We start from the raw sequence: 6,196 nt of genomic DNA on the forward strand, positions 1-6,196 counted from the left end.
CCGGCGGCCTGCTACGGGACGCGATGCCCGACCTCAGTATCCGTCTGGCTAGCGCGGGCCTCTCGGCGGTGACCAGCAGATCGGCGCGATGATCGCACAGGGCGAATTGGACGTGCTGTTGTTCTTTCCGGACCGCTTGCCGCGCAGCCGCACGATGTGGACGTCAAAGCGCTGCTACGACTCGTGCTCGTCTATGACATTCCCGCAGCGTTCAGTCCGGACACTGCGACAGCTTTGGCCAGCTCCGGCCTTTTCAACCAGTGAAAGTGACAGGATGCGACGGACACGCGATGCCAAGTTCGTCGCGAGCGAGCGGGGGCACCGGCTGCGTATCTCGGGACACACTCCTGGCACTCGGTGACGAAAAAGCGGATAAGGTCGCCGGATGAAGATGGCATCCACCCAGATCGACCTTTTCGACGATGCGCCGGGTTACCGGCAGACGCCCCGACCATCTCCCAGGAAACGCCGGTCCGAAGTCCTGTTGCCATCCAGCGATGATGAGGAGCTTGCCCAAAGACTAGAGGAGACTGGACGCTTCAAGGTTCTGCGGAAGCTGGTACCCCGTCCGATCGTTGCCCGGGAGCAAAGCGCGTTCCCGAACGTCGCGGTGCTGGTGGATACAGAAACCACCGGGCTGCTTCATTCCCGGGACGAGATCATCGAAATCGGCGCAGTGAGCTTCACCTACAACGATGAGGGCATGATTGGGGACGTCATCGGAGTCTACAGTGGCTTGCGTCAGCCATCGGCGCCGATCCCAGCAGAGATTACCAGGCTGACCGGCATCACGGACGAGATGGTGTCTGGCCGCTACATCGATATCGCCGCGCTCGATGCTCTCGTTGAACCGGCCGACCTCGTCATTGCGCACAACGCCGGATTCGATCGCCCATTCTGCGAAGGGCTTTCGCCAGCCCTTGCTTCGAAGGCCTGGGCATGTTCGGTCACCGAGATCCGGTGGGCCGACCTGGGATTCGAAGGCAACAAGCTCGGATACCTCGTCGGTCAGTCGGGCTTATTTCATGAAGGACATCGCGCGACCGATGACTGCCACGCTCTCCTGGAGGTGCTGGCGCGGCCAGCGGGGCCAAATGGGACGCGTCCATTCACAGAGCTATTGCGATCGAGCACGCAGAGCCGGATCCGCATCTTCGCGGAGAACGCACCCTTCGACATGAAGGATCACCTCAAGGGACGTGGCTACAGATGGTCCGACGGGAGCGACGGAAGGCCGCGAGCCTGGTGGATCGAAGTCGACGAGGAGCTCTATGACGAAGAGCTTCGCTATCTGAGGACTGACATCTATTGTTGGGAGGATGCTGAGCCGCTGACCGTGCGATTGACGGCTCTTGATCGATTTCGCGCGTGAACTGGCTCGCTCGGCGGGAGCTATGCCCTCGCCACGATGTGCATCGTGGTCGGGTAGGGCATCGCCATACTCCCTGAAGTTGTGCGATCGCGCGGGCCGTTGCGGAACGCTAACGGCAGGAGCGCGCTTAGGGGCCGGGGAGGAAGTCAGGCCCTGGAGCAGCCAGTCGAATGGCAGTTTGGATGTCCTCGCTACGATAAAAATTTGCTCGGGGGACCGGCAAACTGGTCGGCATCGCTCCAAGGACTGCCTGATTCTTGGAGATCGCGCGGATTTTAACAATCGCGCTCAGATGAAATGCACGGCCCAAGTGGCATTGAGCCCGGAAAGTCCCGGAGTTCCAGAGTTGATGAGCGAAGAAGCCTACCTCCCCAGCGGTGATTTTGCCGCTGAATCCGGATCCTCAGCACTTGAGGAGAACGGGTCGGAGCGTGGGACAAATCAAATTGGAGACTCAAGCGAAAGCAGGCCAGGGCGCCCAATTTGTGAGAAGGGGGAGGGCCCCGGGCAGAACCAGGTCGTTGGTGGCGATCGCGAGCTTCTGGAGAGCCTCAAGAAAGTCCGTGATCGCGCGCTCGCCGGTCGTCGCCGCGCCATTGCTGATGCGTTCGCCCTTGCTGATCAATGCAAAGTCTTCGCCCAGCACTTGTCGAAAGCCCATCTAGTCGCGTTCATCAGGGCCGAGTGCCGCGTGTCTCGGACGGAGGCAAGTGCTTACCTGCTGCTGGCCGACTTCACCGATCCGGAACGAGCCGATCTCCAGCAGAGTGCGATCGACGTCAGTGTCCTCTGCCGCCTGGCAAAGCAACCGCCAACGGTTCGGGACGAGGCGCTTACGATGTTGCGTTCGGGGAGGTCGTTGTCGCTTGCGGATCTGCGATTGCTTCGGCGCGACGTGCTCGCAGCCGAAGCAGCGGTCTCTGGCAAGCCGGATCGTAGCGCCGTCACAGACTTGAAGAGTGCCGTCAGGTTGAAGGCACGGGAGTTCGTGGACCGCTTCCTCGAAGGCCTGGGCGGATTGGCTAACGATTTTACCGATCTTTACAACGAGACAGGCCCTGAGGATCGTTCGCCCGAAACGGTTTCCAGGGTCGATGCGCTTGCCGAAAATGCTCGTCGGCTTGCAGCCCAGCTCCAGAGGCTCGTACCGGTCGATTTCCTGACTTCAGGCGACGAATGGCCCCAGCATTCGTGGAGCCGCGTACTTCGTACGCTGAATCTACTCGCAGATCGCAGGCTGTGTTCTATCGAAGGATGGTCTTGGCCGGACGTGGATCCGCTTTGGATTGACGAGAGCCGGCACGAGCCCTTGATGTGGGCACTCGGACAAGAGTTGCCGGAGTTGAGCCGTCATCGACGTCGGCTCGGCCAGGGCGTCGTCGCACTCGATCGCCATCCGCAGAGTTCCAGGTCCCGGCCTGCGAAGCCCTATCAGTACTCGGTGCTCGAGCTGTGTGCTGGCGCTGGAGGTCAGGCGATCGGTCTGCACGCCGCTGGATTCTGGCACGCCGGAATCTTTGAGAAAGCTCCCGAAGCTGTCGCAACCCTACGTGCCAATCGTCCCAAATGGCCGGTGTTCGAGGCGGATATCAATACGATCGATGTCAGTCGCTACCGGGGCGTGGATCTTGTTGCCGGCGGCCTGCCTTGCCAACCTTATTCGCAGGCAGGAGAGCGGCGCGGCGCAGGGGACGAACGGGATCTTTTCGATCGAGCTCTTCAGATCATCGAGCAAGTCCAGCCGAAGGCGATCCTGATTGAGAATGTGGTTGGCATCTCCCAGGTCACCCACGGAGTGCGCCGACTTCAAGTATACTCTGAGCTCGAGCGTATGGGTTACGACGCGGAGTGGAGGATCATCGAGGGTCCCGACTTCGGACTGGCTCAGAATCGTCGCCGCGCGATCCTTGTCGCGCTCCGTCGCGGCCTGATGCACCGCTTCCGTTGGCCACTCGCTCCGGAAATGGCGCCGACGTCGGTCGGCAGCCGGTTGAAGGATTTGATGGGAGCCCGCGGCTGGGTTCGATTGGATCAATGGGTCGCCGGAGCCGACGGCCTCGCGCCCACGCTGATCGGGGGAAGCGCGAAGAAGATGGGCATCGATTTGGCCCAACCAAATTCGCGGCAGGCCTGGTTCAATATCGGCGTAGACCCCCGAAAGCCTGCCAAGGAAGCGCCCGACCCGGACTTCGATGGAATCCCCTGTCTGACCCTTCCGATGCTGGCGCGGCTCCAGGACTTCCCAGACGATTGGGGCTTCTCCGGATCGCGTCAGGCGCAATTCAGGCAGATGGCCAACGCCTTTCCCCCGAGACTTTCCCGCGTCCTGGGACTCGCAATCCAGCGTGCACTCTCAGGCGAAGAAATCGATGTGAGAACGGCAATCGAAGCGCCGCTTTTCAAACGGCTCGATCTGGCCGAATTCAATCGGCATTTGCGCGAGGCGGCTGAATAGCGTCCGAATTTAGCCCATTGCGTCGCTCGCCGAGGGCGGCAGGCTTTCGCGCTGTGCTGATCCAAGATTGGCCCAGGTTCTAGCCGCGTTCATTGTTGTCTCAGTTTGCTACGATCAAGCCAGCCATATGTGATGACAATCCGGGCTGCCAACCGATCACGCTGGGCCGAGCAAGAGGTGTGTTTCGGATTTCGATATACCTTCCATGATCCGGATGCCGGTGAGGAGCCGATTGAACTCGGCCATGCTGGGGACGTCGATTTCCGCGATCAGATCCCAAAGTCCGTTGGTGGTGTGAAGCGCGGCGAAGCCCGGGTTCTTTCTCAAGCTCGCCACGACGCCCTTCACGTTCCGCCCCTCGAGTTCAATCATCATGATTCCGCGGATTCGGTCGGTCGCGTCATGGTCTTTCAATCGAACGGTGAAGCCGGCGATCACTCCGTTCGCGATCAGTCGATCCATACGGGTTTGGACGGTGCCCCGCGCAACGCCCAGGAGCTTCGCCAACGTTGGGACCGTTGCTCGCGCGTTGACACGTAGCTCTGCGATTAGGCGATGGTCGAGATCATCCATAATGCTCTGCCGATTCCGTCAGTCTGTCTGACAGTATGGACAATCCATCATCGATTGTGAGCTTGGGCAACGTTTCTGCTCTTCATGTGCTCGGATATGTTGCCGCCCGGCTGCAATCGCGGAGCGTCTGATGAATTCCCGACCGACTTGGAATCCCGGCCCTCGAGTTCGAGAGCTGTCCTGCCGTCTTGTCGGCTGGGGTAGCGAAACCGGCTCCCTGGGCGAGGCCGAATTCGGGGAGCGAATGGCTGAATTGCTCCGCGACATTCCATATTTCCGCGATCATCCGGGCCAAGTGCGGTTGGTCAACAGCCATGGCGATCCGATGACGCGAAGCGTGGTGGCCATTGTGCGGGGAAAAGGGTCCCGTGCACTGGCCCTGGCGGGGCATTACGACGTCGTGTCAGTCGAAAACTACCGGGAGCTGTCTCCGCTGGCGTTCAAGCCCGACGAACTGCTGGCGGCGTTGATCGCCGATCTGGAGAGCCGGCCGCTAAACGCGGGGGAGCGTCGCGCTCTGGAGGACTTCAGGGGCGGCGAGTTCCTGCCCGGTCGCGGGCTGCTCGACATGAAGAGCGGTATAGCTGCTGGGATCGCCGTTCTCGAAGCTTTCGCCGCCGATCCGGAACGGCTCGGCAATCTCATCCTGATCGCGACCCCCGACGAGGAGCGCGGCTCGCGGGGAATGCGCAGCCTACGCGATGCGCTTCCGACCATCGCAGCCGAATTCGGACTCGACATCGAGGCAGGCATCAACCTGGACGCGACGAGCGATCAGGGAAATGGAACAGAGGGCCGCGCTATCTATCGCGGCACGATCGGCAAGGCCTTGCCCTTCGCGTTCGTCGTCGGCCATTCCTCCCATGCGAGCTATCCGTTCGAGGGTGTCAGTGCCCAACTGATCGCGTCAGAGATCACGAAGGCCGTGGAGGCTAACCCTGCGCTGTCCGACAGGGCAGGGGGTGAAGTCTCGCCGCCGCCGATCTGCCTGGAGGCGAAGGACCTACGAGGAGGCTATGAGGTCACAACGCCTGAGCGGGTCTGGATCGCCTTCAACTGGCTCTCGCACAACTGGACGGCCCCTGAGCTTCTGCGCCTTTTCGAACAAGCCGTCCGAACGGCCGCGGTTGCGGCTATCGAGCAGTTCAATCAGCGTGCGCACAGCTATGCCACGATGCTGGGAATACCCCAGGTGGCCCCGGTGGCAGCCGCTTCGCTTATCTCGTTCGGAGAACTGATGAAGCGGGTCGAGCAGGTCGGCGGAACCGATGCAGTGGCCCGGATGAGCGACGTCGAGCACGAGTGGCGAGCGTCCGACGATCCCCTCGCTCAGACGCGCTCGATCGTCAGCGCCATGGTTACGGAAGCGAGCGTGACCGGTCCTGCCATCGTCTATGGTTTCAGCAGTCTGGTTTACCCCGCGACCCACCTCTCCAGGACGGCAAGCCCCTCCGGCTTTGCCGACGCGATTGAAAGCGCGCGGCTCGCCCATGAGAGCGCCGGTGGAGGAGCGCTCAAGTATCGTGAGTACTTCACCGGCATTTCGGATATGAGCTTCTTCGGACATCGCCCATCCGACGCGGATAGCGACACCATCGCCGCCAATACCCCGGCCAGCGAGCTTGTCGATGCGGTCCCAGAAGATGTCCTGTCCTTCCCGGTTGTGAACATTGGCCCGTGGGGACGGGAATTTCATCAAAGGCTCGAGCGAGTGCACACTCCTTACGCTTTCGATGAATTGCCCCGGTTGCTGCGGGAGATCGTGAAGCGTTTCCTCGGATAGGTCTGCTGAAACC

4 protein-coding genes are annotated in these 6,196 nt (G+C 61.2%); 3 read left to right on the plus strand and 1 reads right to left on the minus strand.

All coding sequences use genetic code 11. The annotated features are described in order from the left end of the window. Positions 1-391 precede the first annotated feature (391 nt). Positions 392-1,372 (plus strand): 3'-5' exonuclease, encoded by a 981-nt coding sequence (locus AC1DIN_RS26675; protein ID WP_476811935.1) that lies wholly within the window; start codon positions 392-394, stop codon positions 1,370-1,372. 349 nt (positions 1,373-1,721) lie between these two features. Then, positions 1,722-3,827, plus strand: a complete 2,106-nt coding sequence (locus AC1DIN_RS26680) for a DNA cytosine methyltransferase (protein ID WP_476811931.1) — start codon at positions 1,722-1,724, stop codon at positions 3,825-3,827. A gap of 156 nt (positions 3,828-3,983) precedes the next feature. Here AC1DIN_RS26680 and AC1DIN_RS26685 read toward each other — a convergent pair whose 3' ends face one another. Continuing rightward, entirely contained in the window at positions 3,984-4,400 is a 417-nt protein-coding gene (locus AC1DIN_RS26685) for an Lrp/AsnC family transcriptional regulator (protein ID WP_441473335.1), read from the minus strand. A 130-nt stretch (positions 4,401-4,530) separates the two neighbouring features. Here AC1DIN_RS26685 and AC1DIN_RS26690 point away from each other — a divergent pair, with 130 nt between their 5' ends. Continuing rightward, positions 4,531-6,183: a M20/M25/M40 family metallo-hydrolase gene (locus AC1DIN_RS26690; protein ID WP_476811932.1), complete on the plus strand. Its 1,653-nt coding sequence runs from the start codon at positions 4,531-4,533 to the stop codon at positions 6,181-6,183. The last annotated feature ends 13 nt before the right edge of the window (positions 6,184-6,196 follow it).

This window comes from Allobosea sp. 05T438 (assembly GCF_056396025.1).

Bases quoted from the DNA above. Each gene is read 5' to 3' on its own strand.
- AC1DIN_RS26675 (WP_476811935.1), top strand. From the start codon at position 392: ATGGCATCCACCCAGATCGACCTTTTCGACGATGCGCCGGGTTACCGG.
- AC1DIN_RS26680 (WP_476811931.1), top strand. From the start codon at position 1,722: ATGAGCGAAGAAGCCTACCTCCCCAGCGGTGATTTTGCCGCTGAATCC.
- AC1DIN_RS26685 (WP_441473335.1), bottom strand. From the start codon at position 4,400: ATGGATGATCTCGACCATCGCCTAATCGCAGAGCTACGTGTCAACGCG.
- AC1DIN_RS26690 (WP_476811932.1), top strand. From the start codon at position 4,531: ATGAATTCCCGACCGACTTGGAATCCCGGCCCTCGAGTTCGAGAGCTG.